Origin of the sequence: Pseudonocardia sp., from assembly GCF_050246655.1 — a bacterium.
Taxonomy (GTDB): Bacteria; Actinomycetota; Actinomycetes; order Mycobacteriales; family Pseudonocardiaceae; genus Pseudonocardia.
In genome coordinates this window covers 20,736-41,993 of the sequence record NZ_JBFWVQ010000038.1, presented here as the reverse complement: position 1 = coordinate 41,993, position 21,258 = coordinate 20,736, and the positions used below count along the sequence as shown (strand labels likewise).

The 21,258-nt window shown below is 73.9% G+C and carries 21 protein-coding genes; 17 read left to right on the top strand and 4 right to left on the bottom strand.

The window, feature by feature from the left end:
- Positions 1 to 173 precede the first annotated feature (173 nt).
- From AB7J25_RS14540 to AB7J25_RS14470, 15 genes are all read left to right on the top strand, one after another.
- Positions 174 to 1,676 carry a helix-turn-helix domain-containing protein gene (locus AB7J25_RS14540; RefSeq protein WP_428509172.1) on the top strand — a complete coding sequence of 501 codons (1,503 nt, stop codon included), beginning with the start codon at positions 174 to 176 and terminating at the stop codon, positions 1,674 to 1,676.
- A 209-nt stretch (positions 1,677 to 1,885) separates the two neighbouring features.
- Entirely contained in the window at positions 1,886 to 2,593 is a 708-nt protein-coding gene (locus AB7J25_RS14535) for a hypothetical protein (RefSeq protein WP_428509170.1), read from the top strand.
- 28 nt (positions 2,594 to 2,621) lie between these two features.
- Positions 2,622 to 4,118, top strand: coding sequence for a YHS domain-containing protein (locus AB7J25_RS14530; protein WP_428509168.1), 1,497 nt, complete (start codon positions 2,622 to 2,624; stop codon positions 4,116 to 4,118).
- A gap of 20 nt (positions 4,119 to 4,138) precedes the next feature.
- Positions 4,139 to 4,393: a toluene-4-monooxygenase system B family protein gene (locus AB7J25_RS14525; RefSeq protein WP_428509166.1), complete on the top strand. Its 255-nt coding sequence runs from the start codon at positions 4,139 to 4,141 to the stop codon at positions 4,391 to 4,393.
- Between the two features lie 13 nt (positions 4,394 to 4,406).
- Positions 4,407 to 4,733: an MmoB/DmpM family protein gene (locus tag AB7J25_RS14520; protein WP_428509164.1), complete on the top strand. Its 327-nt coding sequence runs from the start codon at positions 4,407 to 4,409 to the stop codon at positions 4,731 to 4,733.
- Positions 4,730 to 5,716: a toluene monooxygenase gene (locus AB7J25_RS14515; protein WP_428509162.1), complete on the top strand. Its 987-nt coding sequence runs from the start codon at positions 4,730 to 4,732 to the stop codon at positions 5,714 to 5,716. The genes AB7J25_RS14520 and AB7J25_RS14515 overlap by 4 nt, the downstream gene beginning before the upstream one ends.
- A gap of 13 nt (positions 5,717 to 5,729) precedes the next feature.
- Positions 5,730 to 6,740, top strand: a complete 1,011-nt coding sequence (locus tag AB7J25_RS14510) for an FAD-binding oxidoreductase (RefSeq protein ID WP_428509160.1) — start codon at positions 5,730 to 5,732, stop codon at positions 6,738 to 6,740.
- Between the two features lie 34 nt (positions 6,741 to 6,774).
- On the top strand, positions 6,775 to 7,110 hold the full coding sequence (locus tag AB7J25_RS14505) for a Rieske 2Fe-2S domain-containing protein (protein ID WP_428509159.1): 336 nt from the start codon (positions 6,775 to 6,777) through the stop codon (positions 7,108 to 7,110).
- A 24-nt stretch (positions 7,111 to 7,134) separates the two neighbouring features.
- Positions 7,135 to 7,866 (top strand): 5-oxoprolinase subunit PxpA, encoded by a 732-nt coding sequence (pxpA, locus tag AB7J25_RS14500; RefSeq protein WP_428509157.1) that lies wholly within the window; start codon positions 7,135 to 7,137, stop codon positions 7,864 to 7,866.
- A gap of 4 nt (positions 7,867 to 7,870) precedes the next feature.
- Positions 7,871 to 8,119, top strand: a complete 249-nt coding sequence (locus tag AB7J25_RS14495) for an acetyl-CoA carboxylase (RefSeq protein WP_428509155.1) — start codon at positions 7,871 to 7,873, stop codon at positions 8,117 to 8,119.
- Complete coding sequence (locus AB7J25_RS14490; protein ID WP_428509153.1) at positions 8,116 to 9,465, top strand: acetyl-CoA carboxylase biotin carboxylase subunit; 1,350 nt, start codon at positions 8,116 to 8,118, stop codon at positions 9,463 to 9,465. The genes AB7J25_RS14495 and AB7J25_RS14490 overlap by 4 nt, the downstream gene beginning before the upstream one ends.
- Positions 9,462 to 10,349: a 5-oxoprolinase subunit B family protein gene (locus AB7J25_RS14485; RefSeq protein ID WP_428509151.1), complete on the top strand. Its 888-nt coding sequence runs from the start codon at positions 9,462 to 9,464 to the stop codon at positions 10,347 to 10,349. The genes AB7J25_RS14490 and AB7J25_RS14485 overlap by 4 nt, the downstream gene beginning before the upstream one ends.
- The gene (locus AB7J25_RS14480) at positions 10,346 to 11,311 is read left to right on the top strand and encodes a biotin-dependent carboxyltransferase family protein (RefSeq protein ID WP_428509149.1); all 966 of its coding nucleotides are present in this window, start codon (positions 10,346 to 10,348) and stop codon (positions 11,309 to 11,311) included. Before AB7J25_RS14485 ends, AB7J25_RS14480 begins: the two co-directional genes overlap by 4 nt.
- Positions 11,312 to 11,322: 11 nt before the next feature.
- Complete coding sequence (locus AB7J25_RS14475) at positions 11,323 to 11,508, top strand: tautomerase family protein (protein ID WP_428509147.1); 186 nt, start codon at positions 11,323 to 11,325, stop codon at positions 11,506 to 11,508.
- 97 nt (positions 11,509 to 11,605) lie between these two features.
- The gene (locus AB7J25_RS14470) at positions 11,606 to 12,361 is read left to right on the top strand and encodes an SDR family oxidoreductase (RefSeq protein WP_428509145.1); all 756 of its coding nucleotides are present in this window, start codon (positions 11,606 to 11,608) and stop codon (positions 12,359 to 12,361) included.
- Between the two features lie 18 nt (positions 12,362 to 12,379).
- Here the strand turns inward: AB7J25_RS14470 and AB7J25_RS14465 are convergent, their stop codons facing one another.
- Entirely contained in the window at positions 12,380 to 14,182 is a 1,803-nt protein-coding gene (locus AB7J25_RS14465) for an alkyl/aryl-sulfatase (protein ID WP_428509143.1), read from the bottom strand.
- A gap of 241 nt (positions 14,183 to 14,423) precedes the next feature.
- Positions 14,424 to 15,938 (bottom strand): amidohydrolase, encoded by a 1,515-nt coding sequence (locus tag AB7J25_RS14460; protein WP_428509141.1) that lies wholly within the window; start codon positions 15,936 to 15,938, stop codon positions 14,424 to 14,426.
- 879 nt (positions 15,939 to 16,817) lie between these two features.
- On the opposite strand from AB7J25_RS14460, the gene AB7J25_RS14455 reads away from it, so the two are divergent.
- On the top strand, positions 16,818 to 17,387 hold the full coding sequence (locus AB7J25_RS14455; protein WP_428509140.1) for a hypothetical protein: 570 nt from the start codon (positions 16,818 to 16,820) through the stop codon (positions 17,385 to 17,387).
- Between the two features lie 2 nt (positions 17,388 to 17,389).
- On the opposite strand, the gene AB7J25_RS14450 is transcribed toward AB7J25_RS14455, so the two are convergent.
- Both AB7J25_RS14450 and AB7J25_RS14445 read right to left on the bottom strand, forming a co-directional pair.
- Positions 17,390 to 19,153 (bottom strand): helix-turn-helix transcriptional regulator, encoded by a 1,764-nt coding sequence (locus AB7J25_RS14450; protein WP_428509138.1) that lies wholly within the window; start codon positions 19,151 to 19,153, stop codon positions 17,390 to 17,392.
- 26 nt (positions 19,154 to 19,179) lie between these two features.
- Positions 19,180 to 20,175: an AAA family ATPase gene (locus tag AB7J25_RS14445; protein ID WP_428509136.1), complete on the bottom strand. Its 996-nt coding sequence runs from the start codon at positions 20,173 to 20,175 to the stop codon at positions 19,180 to 19,182.
- A 150-nt stretch (positions 20,176 to 20,325) separates the two neighbouring features.
- On the opposite strand from AB7J25_RS14445, the gene AB7J25_RS14440 reads away from it, so the two are divergent.
- Positions 20,326 to 21,027 carry an alpha/beta fold hydrolase gene (locus tag AB7J25_RS14440; protein ID WP_428509134.1) on the top strand — a complete coding sequence of 234 codons (702 nt, stop codon included), beginning with the start codon at positions 20,326 to 20,328 and terminating at the stop codon, positions 21,025 to 21,027.
- Positions 21,028 to 21,258: the final 231 nt, after the last annotated feature.

Sequence of the window (21,258 nt, the reverse complement as noted above, 5' to 3'; positions counted from 1 at the left end):
GTCCATGATGATCCCACCCCGGTCGGCCCCGGACTGCGCGGACGGGACAACGCGGACCGTGGGAGTTGTCCATACTGCGGATCGTCGTGCGCACGCCGGCGGCGTTGAGCTTCCCGGACGGCGGGCCCACCCGGAACCGCACAGCCGGCACCGCGTGCGACGCAGGAGTGCGCATGGTCATGACGCTGCGGACGCTCCTCGGCAGGAGCGGGTCGCGGCTGTCCGTGCACGCGGGCGCCGACCATCTCGACCGCGGCGTCACCTGGACCGCCGAGGACGTCGCGGACCCCGCGGCCCAGCTGCAGGGCGGTGAGCTGGTGCTGACGACGGCCGCGGAGCTCGCCGCACGGCGGTGCGGTCACGTGGAGCGGCTCGCCGCGGCAGGCGCCGCGGGGCTGTGCGTGCTCGCGCAGGACGGCGCCCCGGTGCCCACCGAGGCGATCGCCGCCGCCGAGCGGGCCGGGCTCGCGCTGCTGACCGCACCGACCGCCGCGGCGTTCGCGGCGGTCGCCCGCGACGTCGCCGTGCAGACGTCCGAGGAGCAGCTCCGGGGCCTGTCGGAGGCGCTGGCCGCGCAGCGCGACCTCGCGCGCGCCGCGCTCGCCCCGCACGCGGCGCGGGAGATCGTCGACCGCCTGGCGAAGGCGCTCAGCAGCTGGGTGCTGCTGCTGGACGAGACCGGGGGGCTGCGGGCGGGCACCCCGGCCGGGCGCGTCCACCTGGCACGGATCCGCATCGACCTGTCGCGGCTGCGCGACGGGTCGCGCTCGGCGAGCCTCAGCATGACGGTGGCGGGTGACGCGGTGGTGATGCTGCCGTTGACGGTTCGCGGCCGCGTGCGCGGGTTCCTCGCCGTCGGCCGCTCGACACCCCTCGCCGGGGCCGAGCAGTCGGTCGTCACGTGCGCGGTGGCGCTGCTGCGGGCGAACCTGATCGAGTCGCGAGGGGTGACGAGCCACCACCGGCGCCACCGGCTCGCCATCTTCAAGATCGCGATCGAGGGCGACGTCGCGCTGGCGGCCGGGGTGGGTGAGGTGCTCGGAACCGGCTGCCCCGAGGGCGAGCTGCGGGTCGCACTGCTGGGCGTGCCCCGCGGCCACGAGATCGAGCTGCTCGAGTGCGCGGAGAGCAACTTCGCCCTGCGCACCGTGCGCACGCTGGTCGCCGAGTGGGAACCGGGGCGCGTCGTGGTGCTGATGCCGCCCGCCGAGGGTGACATCCGCACCCTGGAGTCGGTGCTGCGCCAGGTCCCGCACGCCCGGGGTGCGGTCAGCGACCCGGTCCCGCCACGAGAGCTCCCGGACGCCTGGCGGCACGTGCGATCGGTCTTCAGCAGCGCTCCGGGAACCGCGGGCAAGCTCGCCCTCGCCAGCGATGTCGCGACCGCCGGGCTGCTGCGACACCTGTCCGGGGACGACGCGCGCGGCTGGGCGGAGGCCGCGCTCGCGCCGCTCGCGGCCACGGCCCATCGTTCGAAGATCGACCTGCGGCACACGCTGCGCACCTTCCTCGCCCACAACGGGCAAGCCGACGCGTCGGCGTCCGCGCTGGGCATCCACCGGCACACGCTGCGCTACCGCATGGGCAAGGTCGCCGAGGCCCTCGGCCGCGACATCGACGACCCCATGACGCGCGCGGAGCTCTGGGTCGCCCTGCAGCTCATCGACCAGCCCTGACCAGCCCTGACCAGCCCTGACCAGCCCTGACCAGCCCTGACCGGCCCGATCGTCCCCCGCGTCTCGCCGGATGGCCCATCGAGCCCGGCGAGTTGTCCAGATTGCGCATGTGCCCCGCGCCTGCCGCTCGACACGCTGACCTCCATCGCCACCGGCGGCCCACCACCCGGCCATCGCGGCCGGCCCGCCCGAGATCGAGGAGGTTCGACGTGGGGACGTCACTGCATCCACCGCAACTGATCACGAACTCGCGCACGCTCTACCTGGTCTGGATCCCCGCCGACCCGGCGGCGGTCGAGAAGCTCGTCCCCGAGGGGCTCACCCCGGCCGGGGACCGGGCCTGCTACATCAACCAGTACGTCGTCGACGGCCCCGACCAGACGTCCACGACCGGGGCGGGCGAGACGTTCGGCGCCTACTCGCTGACCTATCTCGGCGCGAACCTGTCCGGTCTGGACACCGAGGCCGGGGTCCCGGCCCGCTGGTGGACCCACTACCACAACAGCTCCGACGTGATGCGCCGCTACGCGGCCGAGCACGGCGTGCCGGTGGGTGAGCCCGGACGGACGACCCTCGACCTCGACGGCGACCGCCTGGTCGTCACCACCCGCGTCGAGGAGCGGCCGGTCATCCGGACCGTCGCGCGCGTGCGGATCGGCAACCCGGTCCGGGTGGCCGGCCAGCTGCGCTACATCACGCGCCGCGACGACACGTTCGTGAGCGGTCGCTACCCGTACGTCGCCGACGTCGCCGAGCACTTCGAGGTGGAGTCGTTCGAGTTCCTCGACAAGACCCATCCCACCTACGCGCTGCGGCCCGCCGACCCGCTCACCCTGACCTTCGGGTTCTACGCGCCGTCCATGACCTTCTGCTACCCGGGCGGCGAGGGTCCGCTCGGTTCCGAGCACGGCAGCTGATCCAGCCAGTCGAACCCTAGGAGCGAGCATGGCACTCCTCGATCGTGCCCGGTGGTACGACCTCGCGCGCACCACCGAGTGGACGCCCCGCTACGTCGAGCCCGACGAGCTCTTCCCGCCCGAGATGAGCGGCGGCGAGGGCATCCCGGACGAGGCCTGGTCCACCTACGACGAGCCCTACAAGATCTCCTACCGCGAGTACGTCGACGTGCAGCGCCAGAAGGACGCCGGCGCGTACTCGGTGAAGGCGACCCTCGAGCGCGCCGACCTCTACCACAAGGCCGATCCCGGCTGGATCTCCATCCTCAAGGAGCACTACGCGGCGGTCGCCGTGGTCGAGTACGGCGCCTCGTTCCAGGAGGCCCGCTTCGCCCGCTGGTCGAAGGCGCCGGGCATGCGCAACATGGCCGTGTTCGGGATGCTCGACGAGATCCGTCACGCCCAGATGCAGCTGTTCTTCCCGCACGAGTACGTGAACAAGGACCGGCAGTTCGACTGGTCCCACGAGGCGATGTTCACCGACAACTGGGTGACGCTGGGCGCGCGGCACTTCTTCGACGACATGCTGATGACCCGCGACGCGATCTCGACGGCCATCTGCGCGAACTTCTCCTTCGAGACCGGGTTCACCAACCTGCAGTTCATCGGGCTGTCCGGGGACGCGGCGAAGGCGGGCGACTTCACCTTCTCCAAGCTGATCCAGAGCATCCAGTCCGACGAGGCCCGGCACGCCCAGCTCGGCACGCCGCTCCTGCAGCTGCTCATCGAGAGCGGGCAGAAGGAGCGGGCGCAGAAGCTCATCGACATCTCCTTCTGGCGCAGCTACCGGCTGTTCACGGTGCTGTCCGGGATCCCGATGGACTACTACGTCCCGCTGGACGTGCGCGAGGCCTCGTTCAAGGAGTTCATGGAGGAGTGGATCGTCACGCAGTTCGTGCGGTCCCTGGAGGACCTCGGGCTGGCCAAGCCCTGGTACTGGGACCTCTTCCTGCGCGACGTCTCCGAGCACCACCACGGCCAGCAGCTGGGCACGTACTCCTGGCGGCCCACGCTGTGGTGGAACCCGGCGGCGGGCGTCACCCCCGAGGAGCGGGACTGGCTGGAGGAGAAGTACCCGGGCTGGAACGACACCTTCGGCAAGGTCTGGGACGTCCTGATCGACAACTTCGCCCACGGGCGGACGGACCGCACCGTGCCCGGCACCCTGCCGGTGATCTGCAACGTCTCCCAGCTCCCGATCGTCGGGACGCCGTCGCAGACGCTGCGCGACATCTCGATCGTGCACGAGGGCCGCCGCTACCACTTCGCCTCCGAGGTGGACCGGTGGATCTTCGAGGACGACCCCGAGCGCTACCGCCACCACCGCAACCTCGTCGACCGCTTCCTCGGCGGGGAGATCCAGCCCGCGGACCTCGGCGGCGTCCTGCAGTACATGGGCCTCGGCGTGGTCAGCGACGGCGGTGACGACGCGCACGGCTACGCGTGGGTCGACCGCTACCGCCCCGCCCTCGCCACGACCGGCTGACCCGACCCGAGGAGATCCCCATGGCACTGCTTCCGCTCGCCTCGCACTTCGACGGGGACTTCGTGATCAAGCTGCTGCCCGTCGACACCGCCCACACCATGGACGAGGTCGCCGCCGCCGCGGCCGCGAACGCCGTCGGCATCCACGTCGCTGAGCAGCCCGGACGCACGATCCGCGTGCGCAAGCAGGGCGCATCGCAGCCCTACCCCCGCGAGATGACGGTCGCCGACTCCGGCCTGGAGCCGACCGAGTGCATCGAGCTCTACTTCGAGTGACAGGACGCGAGAGATGACCATCACCGACCCCGTCGGTCCGATCCTCCAGTCCGGTGAGGTCGCCCGCGCCGTGGCGCAGGCGGCGGAGATCGACAACGCCGGCTGTCGCGTCGAGGTGCGCGACCGCGGCTCCTACGTGCGCATCGAGGTCGAGGGCGGGCAGTGCGTCCTGCGCCGGACCACGATCGAGGCCGAGATCGGCAGGCCGTTCCGCATGTCGGAGCTCGAGCTCAACATGTCGTCGTTCGTCGGGCGCATCGACACCGGCACCGAGCTCGTCCGCTTCTACCACGGCGAGCCGGGCGACACCGGCTCCGCGACCGAGGAGGCCACCGCGTGAGCACCCCGCTGAAGCCGCTGAAGACCTGGAGCCATCTCACCAAGCGGCGGCGCAGGCCCAGCGAGTACGAGATCGTCTCGACGAACCTGCTCTGGCACACCCGTGACGCCGAGCAGCCGTGGGACGTCGCGCAGACCGGGCCCATGGCCGACTGGTACCGCCGGTACCGCAACGGCAGCCCGGTCACCCACCCGGACTGGGACTCCTTCCGCGATCCCGACGAGCTCGTCTACCGCACCTACAACATCCTCCAGGACGGCCAGGAGACCTACGTCGAGGGCCTGCTCGACCAGCACAACGCCGAGCAGCACGACAAGGGCCTCTCGGCGGAGTGGGTCGCCACGCTCGCCCAGCTCTACGCGCCGAGCCGCTACCTGCTGCACGCGCTGCAGATGGGCAGCGCCTACCTCATGCACATCGCGCCGACCAGCACGATCGCCAACTGCGCGGCGTTCCAGGCGGCCGACGAGCTGCGCTGGGTCTCGCACGTCGCGTACCGGACCGCCGAGCTCGCCCTGTCGCACCCGTCCGCGGGGTTCGGCGAGCGCGAGCGCGAGCTGTGGGAGGAGCTGCCCGCCTGGCAGGGCCTGCGCGAGCTCCTGGAGCGTGCGCTGACCACGTTCGACTGGGCCGAGGCGTTCGTCGTGCTCAACCTGGTCGCCAAGCCCGCGGCCGACGAGGCCGTGTTCCGCCAGCTCGGACTCGCCGCCCGCCGGCACGGCGACCAGCTCTACGCCCTGCTGGCCGAGGCGGCGCTGCGCGACAGCGAGCGCTCGCGCCGGTGGTCCGCGGCGCTGGTCGCGACCATGTCGGAGGTGGACGCCAACGTCGGGCAGCTCGCCTCCTGGGTCTCCTCCTGGCAGCCCTGCGCGGTGCAGGCACTTCGCGCCTACTGCGCGGAGGTCCCGGAGAACCCGGAGGCGTTCGAGAACGCCGTCGGAGCGGTCGAGGGCTTCCACCGCCAGCTCGGGCTCGGCGGCTGAGCGGGGTCTCGTGATGGTCGAGCATCTCGTCTCCCGGGACGGTGCCGACGAGGGCTACCCCTGCGCGGCGGGCGCCACGGTGCTGGGTGCCGCCCTCCGCGCGGGGCTCGGCCTCGCCTACGAGTGCAACAGCGGCTCCTGTGGGAGCTGCCGCTACCAGCTGGTGTCGGGCGAGGTGCGCAACCGCCGGCCCGGCGCCCCCGGGCTCACCGCGCGCGACCGGCGCCGCGGGCGGCGGCTGGCCTGCCAGGACGAGCCCGTCTCCGCGTGCACCGTCCGGGCGGCGACCACCGGCGGCCCGGTCGGGCACCGTCCGGGCCGCCACCGCGCGGAGCTGCAGGTCGTGCACCAGCTGACGCACGACATGGCGGAGTTCGTGTTCCTCACCGATCATCCCGCCCGGTTCCGCCCCGGTCAGTACGCGATGCTGGAGCTGCCGGGGGTCACCGGCGAGCGCGCGTACTCGATGTGCAACCTCGCCAACCCGTGCGGCGAGTGGCGCTTCGTGATCAAGCGGGTGCCCGGTGGCGCGGCCACCGAGGTGCTGTTCGACAAGCTGAACCCCGGCGACCGGATCGCCCTCGACGGCCCGTTCGGGCACGCCTTCCTGCGCGAGGACGATCACCGGATCGTCTGCGTGGCGGGCGGTTCGGGGCTGGGCGCGATGCTCGGCGTCGTCAGCGGCCTCGCCGCGCTGCCCCGGCCGCTGTCGCGCTCCGCGCACGTCTTCTACGGCGGCCGCACCGGCCGCGACCTGTGCCGGCTGCCGGTGCTCGACCGGGTCGCGGACCGGCTCGGCGAGCTGCGGTTCACCCCGGTCGTCTCGGAGCCGGACGCTCCGGTGCCCCCCGGGCTACGCACCGGGTACGTGCACGACGCCGTGGCGGCCGAGCTCGGCAACGACCTCGGCGGCCGCACCTTCTACGCGGCCGGGCCGCCGGTCATGACCGAGGCGCTCGCCCGCCTGCTCGTCCTGGACTCGGGCGTGCCGGCCGACCGGCTGCACTACGACCGGTTCCTGTAGTCCCCCGAGCCCGAGATCCCGAGGAGAGCGACCGATGGCATTCGTGCGGGCCTGCAGCCTGGACGATCTCTGGGCGGGTGAGATGGAGTCCTACGAGCTGGACGGGAAGGACGTCCTCGTCGCGCACCTGGACAGCGGGGAGGTCGTGGCGACCCAGGCCATCTGCCCGCACCAGCAGATCGAGCTCGTCGAGGGAACCCTCGAGAAGGCCACGCTCACCTGCCGGGCGCACCTGTGGACCTTCGATCTCGCCACCTGCACCGGGCTCAACCCGGCGCACTCCGCACTCGCGCGCTACCCGGTGAAGGTCGACGGCGACGACGTCTACGTCGACCCGGACGGCGACAGCCCGAAGATCGCCCACTCCTGAGAAGAAAGACGAGGTGGACAGACCATGGTTGCGATCAACTGCGACATGGGTGAGGCGTACAGCATCTACCGGTGCGGCGACGACGAAGGGATCATGCCCTACATCACGGTCGCCAACGTCGCGTGCGGATTCCACGCCGCCGATCCGGTGGTGATGCAGAAGACCGTCGCGCTGGCCAAGCGGCACGGCGTCCGGGTGGGCGCGCACCCGTCGCTGCCCGACCGGGAGGGGTTCGGGCGCCGCGAGATGACGATGGAGCCCGCGGAGCTGACCGCCTGCGTCGTCTACCAGGTCGGTGCCCTGGCCGGGTTCCTGCGGGCGGAAGGCATGCAGCTGCACCACGTGAAGCCGCACGGCGCCCTCTACGGCATGGCGTCGCGCAACGAGGAGGTGGCCGCGGCGGTCGCCGACGCCGCCGACGTCTTCGGGGTGCCGCTCATGGGCATGGCGAACACGGTGCACGAGCGGGTGTGGGGCGGCCGCGATGCGGGTTTCCTCGCCGAGTACTACACCGACCTCGACTACCGCCCGGACGGCTCGCTGATCATCACGCGCGAGCACGTCGCCTACGACCCGGCGATCGCGGCCGAGCGGGCGGTGCGCGCCGTGACCGACGGGCTCGCGACAGCCGTCGACGGCAGCGACATCCCGATGCGTGCGGACTGTGTCTGCGTGCACTCGGACACCCCCGGCGCGGTCGACCTCGCCAAGTCGGTGCACGACGCGCTGCGGCCCTACCTGACCGCGACGGTGTGACCGGATGGCCCGCCACGAGGTCCTCTCGCCCATCCCGGGGGTGTTCTACCGCCGGCCCGATCCGGGCAGCGCGGAGTACACCCGCCCCGGTGAGCCGGTCGGCCCGCAGGACACGATCGGCCTGGTCGAGGTGATGAAGGCCTACTTCCCGGTGCCGGCAGGCGCGGCGGGCACGGTCGTCGAGTTCGCCGTCGGCAGCGAGCAGGTCGTCGACGCCGGGCAGGTGCTCGCGGTCCTCGAGGTGGACGGATGAAGCGGCTGCTGGTCGCCAACCGCGGCGAGATCGCGGTCCGGATCATCCGGGCGGCGCGCGATCTCGGCATCGAGACCGTCGCCGTGCACAGCGCGGCCGACGCGGACGCGGCGCACGTCCGGCTCGCGGACGCTGCGGTGGGGATCGGGCCCGCGCCCGCGGCGAGGAGCTACCTCCTCCCGGACGTGATCGTCGACGCCGCCCGGGACGCGGGCGCCGACGCCGTGCATCCGGGCTACGGGTTCCTCTCCGAACGCGCGTCGTTCGCCGCGGCGGTCACCGACGCGGGCCTCACGTTCGTCGGCCCGGACGCCGAGGTGATCGATCGGATGGGGGACAAGGTCCGGGCCCGCCGGACCGCGGCGGCCGCGGGCGTCCCGACCGTGCCCGGCACGCAGGACGGGGTCGCGGACGTGTCCGCCGCCGTCGCGGCGGCCGCGGAGATCGGCTACCCGGTGATGCTCAAGGCCGCCGCGGGCGGTGGCGGGCGCGGCATCCGCGTCGTGGCCGACGAGACCGAGCTGCTGGCGGTGCTCCCGACCGCCTCGGGCGAGGCCGCGAGCGCGTTCGGGGACGGCCGGATGTACCTGGAGCGCTTCGTGCGCCGGGCGCGACACGTCGAGGTCCAGGTGCTCGGTGACGGCACCGACGCCGTCCACCTCCACGAGCGGGAGTGCTCGCTGCAGCGGCGCCGGCAGAAGGTCGTCGAGGAGGCCACCGCGCCCGGGCTCGACGCCACCGTCCGCGCCGCCATGACGGCGGCCGCCGTCCGGCTGTGTCACCACGTCGGCTACCGCAACGCGGGCACGTGCGAGTTCCTCGTCGATGACGAGACCGGCGAGTTCTTCTTCATCGAGATGAACACCCGCGTCCAGGTCGAGCACCCGACCACGGAGCTCGTGACCGGCATCGACGTCGTCGCCGAGCAGCTGCGCATCGCGGCGGGCGAGCCGCTGCGGTTCGCCCAGTCCGACATCGCCGCGCGGGGGCACGCCGTGGAGTTCCGGATCTGCGCGGAGGACCCCGACCGCGGCTTCCTGCCCACCCCCGGCGCCGTCGGCCGGGTCGCGCTGCCCGCCGGGCCGTGGGTGCGCTGCGACACCTGGCTGGAGCCGGACACCCGGGTCTCGCCGTACTACGACTCGCTGCTGGCGAAGGTCGTCGTCTGGGGCGAGGACCGGGCGGGTGCGCTGCGCCGGGCCCGCCGCGCCCTGCGCGAGTTCGCCGTCGAGGGCGTGGCCACGACCGCTGGCCTGATGACCGAGCTGCTCGACGAGCCCTGGTTCGCCGCGGGGGAGTTCCACACCGGGACCGTCGAGGAATGGCTGGCGAGGAGGAACCGATGACCGCCCCACCACCCGCCCGCTACAGCTGGGGCGGCGACGAGCACATCTTCGTCGAGCTGGCCGAGGAGATGAGCCTGCAGGCCAACATCCGCGCGATGGCGATCACGACGACGCTGCGCGACGAGCGTCCCGACGGGGTGTGGGACATCTGCCCGGCGAACGCGTCCTACCAGGTCCGCTACGACCCGGACGTGATCGGGCCGAGGGAGCTCCTGACCCTGCTGCGCGACGTCGAGCGCCGGGTCGGCGATGCCCGGGACTTCGCACTGCCCAGCCGGCTGGTGGAGATCCCGGTGCTGTACCGGGATCCGTGGACCACGGAGACGCTGCTGCGCTTCCGCGACCGCCACCAGGACCCGGACGCCACCGACATCGAGTACGCGGCCAGGATCAACGGCTACCCGACCGTGGAGGCCTTCATCGAGGCCCACGCCGGATCGCCGTGGTTCGTGTCGATGGTCGGCTTCGTGGCCGGGTTGCCGTTCATGTTCCAGATGGTGCCGCGGGAGCGGGCGATCGTCGTGCCGAAGTACCTGCGGCCGCGTACCGACACGCCCAAGCAGACGATCGGCTACGGCGGGTGCTTCGCCTGCATCTACTCGGTGCGCGGGGCGGGGGGCTACCAGATGTTCGGCATCACCCCGGCGCCGATCTACGACCCGACGCGGACGCTGCCGGACTTCCAGGACTTCCTGGTGTTCTTCCGGCCGGGCGACATCGTGAGGTTCACCCCGATCGACCGGGAGCGCTACGACGCGTACGTGGCCGAGGTGGAGGCGGGCCGGTTCCGGATCAACGCCAGGCCGGTGGCGTTCTCCCTGCAGGAGTTCCTCGACGACCCGGACGGCTACAACACGCGCCTGCTGAAGGAGCTGAACCCGTGATCGAGGTGCGCAAGCCGGGCCTGTCCACCACGGTGCAGGACGCCGGCCGTCCCGGCTACTACGACGTGGGCATCCCGCCGTCCGGGGCGCTCGACCAGTTCTCCCTCCGGACCGCCAACCACCTGGTCGGCAACGATCCGGGCGCCGCCGCGCTCGAATGCGTCTACCTGGGGCCCGAGCTCGCGTTCCGCGGCGATGCGGTCGTGGCGGTGGCGGGCGCGTCGATGATCCCACGGGTCGACGGGGAGGAGCGGCCGCTGTGGGAGTCGTTCCCGGTGTCCGCGGGGGAGGTGCTCGACTTCGGGTTCCTCACCGCGGGCGCCCGCGCCTACCTGGCCGTCTCCGGAGGGATCGACGTGCCCGAGGTGCTCGGCAGCCGCTCCACCTACGGGCTGGGGACGCTGGGCGGGCTGGCCGGGCGGCCGCTGCGCGAGGGTGACGTGCTCCCGGTGGGCGTGGCGGCCGCGCCGGCCGCTGGACGTGTCCTGCCGGTCGGGCTGCGACCGGCGTTGGCGAGGGACGTCGAGGTCCGCGTGCTGCCCGGGCTCTACGACCACCGGCTCACCGCCGAGGGCCGGGAGGCCTTCCTCGCCACGACGTGGACGCTCACTCCGGTCGCCGACCGGGTCGGCTTCCGTTACCAGGGCGCCACGCTCGCCACCGTGGACCGCGAGCCGCCGTTCGGGGCGGGCCAGGACCCGTCGAACATCGTGGACGCGCCGTACCCCATCGGGTCGATCCAGGTGCCGGGCGGTGTGGAGCCGATCGTCCTGCACCGCGACGCCGTCTCCGGCGGCGGCTACATGATGATCGCGACCGTGCTGTCCGGCGACCTCGACGTCGTCGCGCAGTCCGCGCCCAACACCCGCACGCGCTTCGTCGCCGTCGACCTCGACGAGGCCCTCGCCGTCCGCACGGAGTACCGCAGCCGCGGGCGGCGCGTCGCCGAGCTGCTGAGCTAGGAGGAACTGCCATGCCCTTCGTCCGGATCGACTGGTTCCCGGGCCGCACGGTCGAGCAGAAGCGGGAGCTTGCCGACGTGCTGACCCGCGAGATCTGCCGCATCGGCAGGTGCGAGCCCGACTCGGTCGGGATCGTCTTCACCGACGTGGCCCAGGAGGACTGGGCCCGCGCCGGACGGCTCTTCGCCGACGGGTGAGGCGGGTGGCCGGCCCGCCGCGCATCCCGGCAACGACCGGTGCGCCGCGCGCGGCACGTAGGGTGACGGGCCGACCGTGCATGGGAGGGGAGCGGGGATGGGGGACGGATCCGTCGCCGTCGTGACCGGGGCAGGTTCGGGCATCGGGCGGGTCGTCGCCCGAGCGCTGCTGGGCGCCGGCTACCGGGTGGCCCTCGCGGGCCGGCGGGAGGACGCGCTGCACGAGACTCTCGCCGACCGCCCCGACGGTGATCCGGCCGCGCTCGTGGTGCCCACCGACGTGGCCGACGAGGAGGCCGTCCGGCGGCTCTTCGCCGCGGTGCGCGACACCTGGGGCCGGGTGGACCTGCTGGTCAACAACGCCGGCACGTTCGGGCCGTCCGGGAGCCCGGACGAGGTGCCGGTCGACGGGTGGCGCGCCTGCGTCGAGGTGAACCTGACCGGCTCGTTCCTCTGCGCGCGCGAGGCGTTCGCCCTGATGCGCGCCCAGCGCCCGCAGGGCGGGCGGATCATCAACAACGGGTCGATCTCCGCCCACACCCCGCGCCCGGGCAGCGCCGCCTACACGGCGACGAAGCACGCGATCACCGGCCTCACGAAGTCGCTCTCCCTCGACGGGCGGCCCTACGGCATCGCGTGCGGGCAGATCGACATCGGCAACGCGGCCACCGAGATGACGGCGGGCATCGCCACCGGCGCCCGCCAGGCGGACGGCAGCGTGCGTCCCGAGCCCACCTTCGACGCGGCGCTGGTGGGAGAGGCCGTCCTGCACATGGCCGGGCTTCCCCCGCAGGCCAACGTGCAGTTCGTGACGCTGATGGCGACCACGATGCCCTACGTCGGCCGGGGCTGACGGGCGCGCCTGCCCGCGTCAGGGAGTGACGATGGCGAACGACGGATCGGGCTGGTCGGTCAGGGACAGGACGGTGTGGAGCACGCCGGCGTCCCCCTCGAACACCACACCGTCGCTGCCCTGGCCGGCGAGCAGGGCCAGCAGCTGCGGGCGGGTGAGCGTGACGACCAGATCCGCCGGGAGCTTCCTGGTGGTGGGGTGGTGGATCAGCACCCCGTTGGAGAGCTCCATCCGGTAGACCTCCCCGGAGTCGGTGAACAGCCAGCGGATCGACGCGCTCGTGTCCCACGCCCGTTCGGCATCGATGCGGATCGCGAGGCTGTCGAACAGCTGGGTGACCGTGAGGGCCGCGGTCAGGCGGGTCGAGTCCAGCGGTATGGGGGTGGCCATCCCCCGTAGTTCCTGGACGCCGGTGAGGAAGTTGTTGCGCCAGGTGGCGCACTCCGAGCCGTATCCGAGCCGGGTCAGCACCTCGCCCAGAAGCTCCCGTGCCGCCTGGTGGGTCGGATCGGCGAACACGGCGTGGCCTGCGAGCTCGGCCGCGAAGCGCAGGTCGCCGTCGTCGGCGAACCGCCGCGCGGTGGCGACGGTGGCGTCGATCCCGCCGATGGCCTGGACGTAGCGGGCGGCCGCGGCCTCCGGGGGATGCTGCCACAGGTGCGCCGGGTTGCCGTCGTACCAGCCCAGGTAGCGCTGGTAGACGGCCTTCACGTTGTGGCTGACCGACCCGTAGTAGCCGTGCGTGTGCCAGGCGGCGTGCAGGGCGGGCGGCATCGTCATCGTCTCGGCGATCTCGCTGCCGACGTGGCCCTGGTTCATCCGGCGCAGCGTCTGGTCGTGCAGGAAGGCGTAGAGGTCGCGCTGCTCGGTGAGGAACCGCACGATGTTCTCGCGTTCCCAGGTGGGCCAGTGGTGCGAGGCGAACGCGACGTCGGTGTCGTCGGCGAACAGCTCGATCGCCTCGGCCAGGTAGCGCGACCAGCCCCGGGCGTCGCGGACCTCGGCACCCCGCAGGGTCAGCAGGTTGTGCAGGTTGTGGGTGGCGTTCTCGGCAAGGCACAGCGCCCGGAAGTCGGGGAAGTGGAAGTTCATCTCGGCGGGCGCCTCGGTGCCCGGGGTGAGCTGGAAGACGATCCGGACACCGTCGAGGGTCTCCTCCTGCCCCGTGCGGGTGATGTCCAGCGTCGGCGCCAGGAGCCCCGCGGTGCCCGTCGACGTGCCCGACCCCAGCCCGACACCCAGGGTCCCGGTCGGGCTGACCGGCAACCCCATGCCGGTGTGGTAGAGCCCGCGACGCAGCATCGCCACGCCCGCGTACACGTTCTCGGAGACGGCGTGGTCCAGGAAGCCGGCCGGGGCCACGATCGGCACGTCCGTGTCGGCGTCGACCACCCCCAGCACGCCGCCGAAGTGATCGATGTGCGAGTGGGTGAAGATCACCGCGGTGACCGGCCGGTCGCCCCGGTGCGTCCGGTACAGGGCCAGCCCGGCCGCCGCGACCTCGGCCGACACGGCCGGATCGATCACGACGATCCCGCGCTCGCCCTCGACGATCGTCATGTTCGACAGCTCGATGCCGCGGAGCTGGTAGATGCCTGCCGTCACCTCGAAGAGGCCTTGGATCGCGGTGAGCCGGCTCTGCCGCCACAGGCTCGGGTTCACCGTGTCCGGGCAGTCTCCCGCGGTGACCTGCGCGTAGACGTCGGCGTCGAAGACGACTCGACCCTCGGCGTTGGTGATCCGGCCGGGCTCCAGCCGGGCGATCAGGCCTCGGGTGGCGTTGTCGAAGTCGGTGCGGTCCTCGAACGACGGTTCCGGCACGGATCATCCTTTCGGTCGGCGTGGGCGACGACGGTCGACCCTGCTCACCCGGCCCGGGGTGCGTCGGAGGAGGTCCGGCACCGCCCGGCAACGCGGCGAAACCGCTCTCGGCCGGACGCGCGCCGTGCACGTGACGCTAGGAGCGGTCCGGCCCGCGCCACTCGCCCGAACCGGGTGAGTGGCGGGCCCCGGCCGGTCTCAGAGTGAGCGCGACCGGCGCTGCGCGCCTGGCGGACGGGACTCAGATCCCGTCGCGGTGGGTCCACCGCCCGCCGAGCATCGTGGCGGCGACCGGCATCGCCCGCAGCTGCTGCGGGGTGGCAGCGGCAGGGGCGATCTCCGTGACCACGAGATCGGCCCGGCGCCCGGTGCGCAGGGGCCCGTCCGGCCCGGACGACGCGGCGAGCGCGGTGTCCAGCGGGATGTGCTGCTCGGGATGCCAGGGCGGCCGTCCGTCCCCGGACCGGTGCACGGCGGCGGCCAGCGTGATCCACGGGTCGAGCGGCGCGACCGGGGCGTCCGAGCCGAGTGCCAGCTCCGCGCCCGCGTCGAGCAGGCTGCGGTAGGCGAACGCGCGGTGCGTGCGGCCCGCCCAGTACCGGTCCGCGACGTCGCGGTCGTCGACGGCGTGCTCCGGCTGGACGCTCGCGCCCACACCCAAGGCGGCGAACCGCCCGACGTCGGGCGGGGACAGCAGCTGGGCGTGCTCGACGCGGCCCCGGGCACCGGTGGCGGCGAAGGCGTCCAGGACCAGTTCGTTGGCCCTGTCCCCGATGGCGTGGACGGCCACGTCCAGGCCCGCCGCGGTGGCCCGCGCCAGCAGGGGACACAGCTCGCCGGGCGGCACGAGGAGCATCCCGCAGGGGTGGGCGGCGCCCTCCAGGCCCGGGTAGGGATCGTGGCAGTACGCCGTGCGGGTGTTGAGCGAGCCGTCCGTGATGATCTTGAGCGGGCCCATCGTCAGGAGCCCGCCGGTGCCGGGCACGACGTCCCCGCTGCGCAGCCCCCGGGTGATCGGCTCGTCGAGGTGCGACGGCCACACCGAGGCCACCACGCGCAGCGGACCGGTGCCGGTGCCGAGCCGGCGGGCCCACGCGTCGAGCTGCCAGGGCGCCTCGAAGTCGACGATCCCGACGACGCCGCGGGCCGCCGCCGCCGCGGCCACGGCCATCACGTGCCGGTCCAGGTCCTCCGGCGCGACCTCGCCGATCGCGAGCTGGATGGCGTGCCACGCCTCCTCGCGGACGAGACCGTCGGGGTCGTGCGGCCCGCCGAAGCGTCGGGTCGCCGCGGTGTTGAGCCAGCCGCAGTGCAGGTCGCCGGACATGAGGACGGCCGGCACCCGCCCCGTGGCGCGGTCCAGCAGCTCCCGGCTCGGGGCGTCGGGCCACAGCGCGTCGCGGAACCCGAACCCGACCAGCGGCGTGGCCGCGTCACCGCCGTGGGCGGCCAGGTGGTCGCGCACCAGCTCGGCGGCGTCGGCGGCGGAGCGTGCGCCCGCCAGGTCGAGGCGGAAGCGCGCCAGCGCGTGCTGCTCGGCGTGCACGTGGTTGTCCCACAGGCCGGGCAGCAGCGGGCGGCCGTCGAGCGTCACCTGCTCGGCCTCCGGCGGAGCGTCGATGCCGGTGCCGATCGCCCGGAGGATGCCGTCGACGATCAGCACGTCGACCACGGCGTCGCCGATCCGCGCCGAGCGCAGCACGGTCGGGCGTGGCGGTGCCGCCGGGTCCTCGCGGGCGGCGGGGTCGCTGGGCACGCGGCCAGCCTAGGAGCGGTCCCCGGCCCGGCGGGGGGTGACCCGCGGTTCCGCTGCGCGCCGCGCAGGGCTCTCGCGCGCCGCGCAGGCTCGTGGCGCGCCGCGCAGGCTGCCGGGGGCGCGCCCCGCAGGCTGCCCCGAGCGCCTCGCAGGTCGCCCTCGCGTGCTTCGCAGACCGCTGGCGCGCCTCGCAGGTGCTGCGGCCTCTGCGAGGCGTGTGTCGGCCCTGCGAGGGTGGTGCCGGGCGGTGCCCGTGCCGGTCGGTCGACCCGCCGGAGTCATGTCCCGCCGGCCTGTCGCGTGCTTCGCGGTCGCCGGCCAGGGTGTGCTGCTTCGCAGGCCTGTCGTGCGCTTCGCAGGCGGCCCCCGTTGCTTCGCAGGCTTCTGGCGCGCCTCGCAGGCCATGCGGCCTCTGCGAGGCGTGTCTCAGCCCTGCGAGGCGCCGCGCCGGTCCGGTCTACCCGCGGCTTGACGCCCGGGCCCGAGGGGTTCGGCCCGCGGGGTTCGGCCGTGATGCCCGGGTGGGCGGTCAGGCCGGGGTTCGGGCCGGGGGCAGGGGCGTTGTGATCGGGCCCCCGGGAGGTTCGAGGCCCGCGGGGTTCGCCCGCGGGGTTCGGGCCGGGCGTTCGGACGGGCGGCGAGGGCGGTGTGATCGGGCAGCGCCTCTCGGGCTCGGGACGTTCGGGCCGGTGATCAGGCCGTCCGCCCCGGGCACGGGCCGCCGCGCCGCTCCTAGCCTGCCCGCATGGGTGCATCGACCCGGTCTGCCACGGACACGCCGCTCCGCACGCAGGCCGTGCGCCGCACAGCACGTGGGTTCGGCGCCGCCGTCCTGGCAGGCGCGGCCTACCTCCTCGTGATCCGGCCCCGGATCCTGCGTTGGGGGCGACGAAGGACGAGGTGCGCGCCCCGTTCCCGGGCGCCTCGATCGTGCCGGGCGGCATCCGCAGCGCCACCATGGCGACGACGCTCGACGCGCCACCGGAACGCGTCTGGCCGTGGCTGGTGCAGATGGGCACCGACCGCGCAGGGTGGTACAGCTGGGACCGCTTGGACAACTTCGGCCGCAGCAGCGCCACCCGGGTCCACCCCGAGTGGCAGGACGTCCGGCTGGGCAGCCGGCTCGCGGCCAATCCGGACGTGGACGAGTACTGGGAGGTCGCGGCGTACGACCCGCCGCGCTTCCTCGGCCTGCGCATGACGCTGGACCTGCGCGGGCGTCCGTTCGACCCGGACGACGAACGGCCCAGCCACCACACGGACTCGACCTGGGGCTTCCACCTGCGGCCGCTGCCCGCCGAGCGCACCCGGCTCGTCGTGAGCGGCTACTGGTCGTTGCGCCCGCGGTGGCTGCGGCCCCCGCTGAGCGTCCTGGTCCTCGAGCCCGCCCACTGGGTCATGCAGACGCGGCAGTTCGCCAACCTCCGACGTCGGGTCGCCGGGACGTGACCTCAGCCCTCGCTCCCCGACAGCGCGTCCCGCAGCGCGGCGCGCGAGGTCACGCCCAGCTTCGGGAAGATCTGGTAGAGGTGGTTGCCGACCGTCCGGGCGGAGAGGTACAGCCGCGCGCCGATCTCCTTGTTGGACAGCCCCGCGGCGGCGAGCTCGGCGATCTCGCGTTGCTGTGCGGTCAGCCCACCCGGCCCACCCGGCCCACCCGGATCCCGGTGGACACCTGAGGCGCGCAGCTCGTGGCCGGTCCGCGCGATCCACGGCCGGGCACGCAGCCGCACGAACGCGTCGAGGGCGGCGCCCAGGTGCTCCCGGGCCGCCGCGACGGACCGGGCCCGGCGCAGGCGCTCGCCGTAGGCGAGATGGACGCGCCCGGCGGCGAACGGCCAGCGCTCGGCGCCGGGCACCGCGAGGGCGCGTTCGAACGCCTCGCGGTAGCCGTCCTCGGGTGCGGCCATCGCCATGGCACCCGCGACGGCGAAGCCCAGCCGCGGGGAGAGCGCGCCGATCCCCGCCGCCTCCACGGCCGCGACGTGGGCGGTGGCCTGGGTCCGGCGGCCCGACCGCACCGCGGACTCGACGACGTCCATAATCACCCACAGGGCCTGGGGGGCATGCCGGGGGAGCACCCCGGCCGGGCTGATCGACGTCGCGTGGCCGTAGGCGGCGTCGGCGTCGCCGCGGGCGAGGGCGTCCTGCGTCCGGACCTGCGTCACGTACGCGGTGACGACCCCGGCGCGCCGTGGCGCCGCCCATCGCGCCATGTCGTCGGCGAGCGCTGCGCCGGTCTCGTGGTCGCCGCGCGCCGCGGCGACCAGCGCCTGCAGGAAGTGGCCGGGCCAGCTCATGACCCGGTAGCCGTGCCTGTCGCACAGGGCGAGACCCTCGTCGACCAGCGGTGTGAGCTCGTCCCACCGCCCGGTGAAGTAGGCGTCGTTGCCCAGCAGGAAGAGCGCCTCGATGGCGGAGGTCACGGCGCCGCCCTCACGGCCGTGCCGCACCGCGCGCCACAGCGGCTCGGCGCAGCCGCCGATGCGGTCGAGGTAGCTCGCCGCGATGGCCGTCCGGACGATCCGCGCCGGGCTGGTCTCGTGGCGCAGCCCGAGGACGGCCGAGTCGAGGTCGTCGAGGGCGGGGAGCGCGAGCCGGGCGGGGTCCGTGAACGTCGCGCCGAGGATGCCCAGCAGGCGGGGCGGGCGTGGCCGCAGGCGGTCCACGGCCGCGTGGAAGGGCGACCAGAGCTCCTCGCGGCCGCCGTAGAACGAGACGAGCAGCACCGTGTAGAGGGCCTCGATCAGGGTCTTGTCGTGCGCGTCCGCGCGGCCCGGATGCGCCTCGATCGCGTCGACCAGCAGGCGATGGGCGCCGTCCACGTCACCGTCGCCGGTGAGGAGGTGGTAGGCGCCCGCGACGGCGCCCGCCAGCGAGCCTCCGTAGCGCGGATCGGCGTCCCGCGCCGCGTCCATGAGGGCGGGGACGGCGCCGAGATCCCCGGTCACCGTGGCGCCGAGGTAGGCCGCCTCGGCGAGGCGGCCGCTGCGGCCCGTGCCGGACGGGCTGAGGTCGGCCGAACGCAGGAGCTCCCGGACCGCGCCCACCGAGTCACCCCGGAAGAGGTTGGCGTGCGCCACCTCCTGCAGCAGGGCGGCGACGTGCTCGTCCGGCCCGGTGGCGGCCTCGGCGAGGTGCCAGGCGTGGCGCGCGGGATCGCCCGCCCGGCGCTGCGCGAGCAGGCGGTGCGCGCTCCTGCGCTCGCCGCTCACCGACAACCCGACGACCGCCGACCGGATCAGCGGATGGCGGAACGCCAGCCGGCCTGCGGCGCGGTCGGCCGTGACGAGACCGGCGCGTTCGGCGCCGTCGAGGGCCTGGCCTGCACCTCGTCGAGCACGCTCAGGTCCCCGGTGGCGTCCAGGACCGCCAGGAGCAGGCTTGCGCGGCAGTCCGCCGAGAGGCCCCGGATGCGCCTCGCGAACACGTCCTGCAGGCGCCGGGTGAGCGGCAGCGTGACCGGCAGCGGCGCGGTCTCTCGACCGGGTGCCCTGGCGAGCGCGACGGGCAGCTCCAGCAACGCCAGCGGGTTGCCCTCGGCCTCGTCGAGCAGGCGCCGGGTCACCCGCGGCGACAGCGCCGGGTACCGCTGGGCGAGCAGCTGCGCCGACGCCCCCTCGGACAGCGGGCCGATCTCGCAGACCGCGATCGTGGTCCGGCCGAGCGGCCCCTCCTCGCCGGTGCGGGCCGAGGCGAGGACGGCGATCCGGGTCCCCGCCACCCGGCGCGCGACGAAGCCGAGCACGGCCACCGACACGGAGTCGAGCCAGGGGAGGTCGTCGACGACGAGCAGCAGCGGGCCGGTGCGTGCCGCGTGGCCGAGCAGCTCCAGGACGGCCGCGGAGATGACGAGCCGGTCCGCGGGCGGCGCCTCGGCCAGCCCGAACGCAGCACCCAGCGCGATCCGGTGGGGCCGTGCGAGCCCGTCGAGCCCGTCGAGCCCGTCGAGCAGGGGATGGAGCAGGTGGTGCAGGCCTGCGAAGCTGACGTCCGCCTCGAACTGCGCCCCCGTGGCACGCAGCACCCGCACCCCGGTCGCGCGCGCATGGCCGGCGGCGGCGTCCAGGAGTGCGGTCTTGCCGACGCCTGCCTCTCCCGACAGCAGGAGCGCCCCACCCCCGCGGGCGCCGTCGTCCACGAACCGGCGGACGACGCCGACGTCCTCGTCGCGGCCGACCAGTGACGACGCGGTCCCGTCCGCGACGTGCGACGGCGAGTCGGCAGCGCCGTCCATGGCCCGGACCCTACGCGGGCCCCGGCACCCGGCGCGGCCGCCGATCCGGGGTCGGGAGAGTCATCTGACTCACGCGACCGGCCACCCGCCGTCCCTAGCGTCGATCCCGCCGGAAGCGCCGATCGGCGGCGCTCCGAGAGGAGGATCCCCATGAGCGCGACACCTTCCCCGCGCATCGTTCTCGTGCACGGCGGCTTCGTCGACGGCTCGGGTTGGCGCGCCGTCCACGACATGCTGGCCGCTGACGGGCACCGCGTGTCCGTCGTGCAGAACCCCACGCTGTCGCTGGAGGACGACGTCGCCGTCACCGTGCGGGCCGTGACCGAGCAGGACGGCCCCGTCGTCCTGGTCGGGCACTCCTACGGCGGCGTCGTCGTCACCGAGGCGGGCACCCACCCCCAGGTGGAGGCCATCGTGTACATCGCGGCGTTCGCACCCGACAAGGGCGAGTCGGTGAGCGCCCTGATCGCCGACCCGCCGCCGGGGGCCCCCGTACCGCCGATCCTGCCGCCCCGCGACGGGTTCCTGTTCCTGGACCGGGAGCGGTTCGCCGACTCCTTCGCCGCCGACCTGCCGCCTGCGGACGCGGAGTTCCTGGCTGCCTCCCAGGTCCCGTGGGGCGTCGACGCGCTCGGCGGCGCCGTGACGAACCCGGCGTGGCGGGAGAAGCCGAGCTGGTACCTGGTGGCCACCGACGACCGGATGATCCCGCCGCCCGCGCAGCGGGCCATGGCGGAGCGGGCCGGCGCGCACACCGTCGAGGTGCCCGGCAGCCACGCGATCTACGTCTCGCGGCCGGACGCGGTGGCCGATCTCGTCCGGCAGGCGGTGGCCGCGGTCGGCGCGAGGTAGCCCGGACGACCGTGGCGCGGCGTTCCCGGGAGCGCGACCGGCCGGGCAGGACCCACTGGACGGGAATCGTCGCGACGCGTGGTGGCGGAAGCGGCGTCGCGACCTATCGTCTCCCGGGATGACCGACCTGCACCGCAGGCGCCGCCTGCTGCCCCCGGCCGCAGTCGTGCGGCTGGTGGGTGCCGCCGTCCCCAGCGCGGTGGTCGGGCCGGTCGTCGGCCTGCCGACCGA

Coding starts and splice junctions, on each gene's coding strand:
- AB7J25_RS14485 (WP_428509151.1), top strand. CDS start 9,462: ATGACCGCCCCACCACCCGCCCGCTACAGCTGGGGCGGCGACGAGCAC.
- AB7J25_RS14445 (WP_428509136.1), bottom strand. CDS start 20,175: ATGGACGGCGCTGCCGACTCGCCGTCGCACGTCGCGGACGGGACCGCG.
- AB7J25_RS14510 (WP_428509160.1), top strand. CDS start 5,730: ATGGTCGAGCATCTCGTCTCCCGGGACGGTGCCGACGAGGGCTACCCC.
- AB7J25_RS14540 (WP_428509172.1), top strand. CDS start 174: ATGGTCATGACGCTGCGGACGCTCCTCGGCAGGAGCGGGTCGCGGCTG.
- AB7J25_RS14520 (WP_428509164.1), top strand. CDS start 4,407: ATGACCATCACCGACCCCGTCGGTCCGATCCTCCAGTCCGGTGAGGTC.
- AB7J25_RS14495 (WP_428509155.1), top strand. CDS start 7,871: ATGGCCCGCCACGAGGTCCTCTCGCCCATCCCGGGGGTGTTCTACCGC.
- AB7J25_RS14530 (WP_428509168.1), top strand. CDS start 2,622: ATGGCACTCCTCGATCGTGCCCGGTGGTACGACCTCGCGCGCACCACC.
- AB7J25_RS14475 (WP_428509147.1), top strand. CDS start 11,323: ATGCCCTTCGTCCGGATCGACTGGTTCCCGGGCCGCACGGTCGAGCAG.
- AB7J25_RS14525 (WP_428509166.1), top strand. CDS start 4,139: ATGGCACTGCTTCCGCTCGCCTCGCACTTCGACGGGGACTTCGTGATC.
- AB7J25_RS14490 (WP_428509153.1), top strand. CDS start 8,116: ATGAAGCGGCTGCTGGTCGCCAACCGCGGCGAGATCGCGGTCCGGATC.
- AB7J25_RS14505 (WP_428509159.1), top strand. CDS start 6,775: ATGGCATTCGTGCGGGCCTGCAGCCTGGACGATCTCTGGGCGGGTGAG.
- AB7J25_RS14470 (WP_428509145.1), top strand. CDS start 11,606: ATGGGGGACGGATCCGTCGCCGTCGTGACCGGGGCAGGTTCGGGCATC.
- pxpA (WP_428509157.1), top strand. CDS start 7,135: ATGGTTGCGATCAACTGCGACATGGGTGAGGCGTACAGCATCTACCGG.
- AB7J25_RS14440 (WP_428509134.1), top strand. CDS start 20,326: ATGAGCGCGACACCTTCCCCGCGCATCGTTCTCGTGCACGGCGGCTTC.